Origin of the sequence: Bartonella sp. AP1QHHD (assembly GCF_042196265.1) — a bacterium.
In the GTDB taxonomy this organism is placed as follows: Bacteria; Pseudomonadota; Alphaproteobacteria; order Rhizobiales; family Rhizobiaceae; genus Bartonella.
Genome location: NZ_JBHIPW010000103.1, coordinates 1 through 2307 on the forward strand (window position 1 = coordinate 1; position 2307 = coordinate 2307).

Here is a 2307-nt window from a genome sequence, read left to right on the forward strand (position 1 = left end):
TTTGTTCTTCATTTTCGCACATCACTAAGAGAATTTCATCAGAATTTATAAACACTGGTTTATTCACAAATGCCTCCATACTGCCTATTGGCAAAAGTTATTTTCTAAGATATGGAACATATGTATGCGCATATTGCACATATGTCAACAATAAAATGTGCAACATGAACATATTTAGTGAGTATTATATTATTTTGGGATATATAAAATGGATGATATTGATAACCTTATAATGGAGGCAGTGAATAAGCTTAGTATAGATAAAAAAAGAAGGTTAATTATTATTCTTCGTCTTTTAGAGTATCTAAAATGCGAAGAAGCCACTGCTTTTTTTCAGGAGATATATTTTTTAGAGCGTTAAAAACTTCTTCTTGAAGTTCGCGGTCTGAAAGAGCAGTTGTAGATTTTGTTTTTATCCCCTGTCCTTCACCAGTCAATAACCAACCTGTACTTACGTTAAAAGCTTTTGCGTATCGACTTGCGGCTTTATTGATGCCGCGAACTCCTTGTTCATGTTGTATATAAGTGTAATATGGCCAGCCGTAATATTGAGCTGCGGCTCGGGCAGATTTAAATCCTTTGGCAATTCTTGCTTCTGTTAAGCGTATAGCTTGGTCGGGTTTTTGTTCTTGCATTCTGACAACTCCTTTCCATTCATAATGCACATATTATATGTGCTTTTCGACTTGACTTTTTTCTGTGCACATTGCACACTTAATTTTATGAATAAGATAGAAGCAAAAAAAATACGCAAACGCCTTAATCTTACGCTGGACGAAATGGCAGCGTTATTAGGCGTTAACAAATCAACAGTATGGCGTTGGGAAAAATATGGTGTTCCTTCAAGAGGGGCAGTGGCTTATCTTTTAAAATCTTTATGCGATCAAGAGCAACACCCCCCAATGTCGAAAATTTGCAAGAGCTGCGGTGTTGATCAGAAGGTCGATAGATTGCAGCATTAAGGAGATCAAAATGAGTTCGAATGAGATTTTATGGATAGCAGTGGTTTCAGTTTTGCTCTTAAGCGGAGTGATGTTTCGTATTGCATTGCATTATCGCAACCAAGTTAAAGCACTTAAAGAGCAGGTTCAAGATATTAAGAAAAAAATGAAAGAGAATGAGTTTAGGTATTTAAAGGAAAGCAAGCAGACAATTGATGAATGTGATGCAGATCTTGAAGAACGTGACGAGGAAATTAAACAACTGAAACAAAAGACTGAAGAGCATGAAANCTGAAACAAAAGATAGATGCGTACCGAGAAGAGTTCAAACGGAAAAGTGAAAAGATACAGGCACTAAAAGCAGATGTTGCATCACGCGACGAGCAAGTTGAAAGACTAACACAAGAGCTTAAACAGCGTGATGAAGTAGTAAAAGCGCCGCCTCATAAGAATAAGAAGAGTAAGAAGAAAAGTAAGTGAGAAGATAGAGGTGGAAGATATGATACTTAAAAAGAAGTATGAATCTACTGATGAAACAATCGAAGTTAATGGAGTTACGCTTCACCGTATACGTGCTTTAAGAAATTTTAGAGATGTGTACGCAGGTGACTTAGGTGGCTTTATTGAAAATGAAAGCAATTTAAGTCATGAGGGAGACTGTTGGGTTGGGGACGATGCAAAGGTTTATGGTAGTGCTAGGGTTTACGGTCGAGCCAAGGTTTTTGGTAATGCCAACGTTTATGATAACGCTCATGTTTATGGCAATGCCATTGTTTATTTTGATGCTAAAGTTTTTGGTAATGCACATGTATACGGTACAGCAATAATTTGTGAAAATGCCCGTGTGTGTGGTGATGCATGGATTGATACAGGTTTTATTAGTGGTTGTGATTTAGTTAATAGTAGTAAAAAGAAATACGAACTTACAGACGATACAGTTGATCTCGGTCCTTTCAAGTTACACCGAATACGAGCATTGAGAAGCTTTGGCAAAGTAAAGAAAGGTGATTTAGGTGGCTGGGTAGAGAGTGAAGAGAACCTCAGTCACGAAGGTAATTGTTGGATTAGTGGTTTAGGGGCTGTTTTTGGTGGCGGCAGATTACGTGGTGATCACCTAGTTCCAAACTTTAATTACATTTCCAATACGACTTATAAATTGTCTATGTTAACACCACAACAATACATGGCATCTCTACCTTGGCACCGTAGAATATGGGAGCGACTCCGTTATTATTGGGAGTGCGGAATATGGCTTTAGAGCTTCATAAACGTGATGAATAATACAATTCTTTGTTTTGATCTAGGTACCAAAACGGGGTGGGCGATACGTGGTGCAAGTGGTGACATGTTCAGTGGTACCGTGAAT

3 protein-coding genes are annotated in these 2307 nt (G+C 37.8%); 2 read left to right on the plus strand and 1 reads right to left on the minus strand.

The genetic code is table 11. The annotated features are described in order from the left end of the window. Positions 1–281 precede the first annotated feature (281 nt). Positions 282–635, minus strand: coding sequence for an XRE family transcriptional regulator (locus tag ACFIME_RS09190; protein ID WP_273791732.1), 354 nt, complete (start codon positions 633–635; stop codon positions 282–284). Between the two features lie 87 nt (positions 636–722). Between ACFIME_RS09190 and ACFIME_RS09195 the strand changes: the two genes are divergently transcribed. Together ACFIME_RS09195 and ACFIME_RS09200 are read left to right on the plus strand one after the other, a co-directional pair. Then, positions 723–962: a helix-turn-helix domain-containing protein gene (locus ACFIME_RS09195; RefSeq protein ID WP_375661845.1), complete on the plus strand. Its 240-nt coding sequence runs from the start codon at positions 723–725 to the stop codon at positions 960–962. A 478-nt stretch (positions 963–1440) separates the two neighbouring features. Continuing rightward, positions 1441–2199 carry a hypothetical protein gene (locus ACFIME_RS09200; RefSeq protein WP_375637283.1) on the plus strand — a complete coding sequence of 253 codons (759 nt, stop codon included), beginning with the start codon at positions 1441–1443 and terminating at the stop codon, positions 2197–2199. Positions 2200–2307: the final 108 nt, after the last annotated feature.

Bases quoted from the DNA above. Each gene is read 5' to 3' on its own strand.
- ACFIME_RS09195 (WP_375661845.1), top strand. From the start codon at position 723: ATGAATAAGATAGAAGCAAAAAAAATACGCAAACGCCTTAATCTTACG.
- ACFIME_RS09200 (WP_375637283.1), top strand. From the start codon at position 1,441: ATGATACTTAAAAAGAAGTATGAATCTACTGATGAAACAATCGAAGTT.
- ACFIME_RS09190 (WP_273791732.1), bottom strand. From the start codon at position 635: ATGCAAGAACAAAAACCCGACCAAGCTATACGCTTAACAGAAGCAAGA.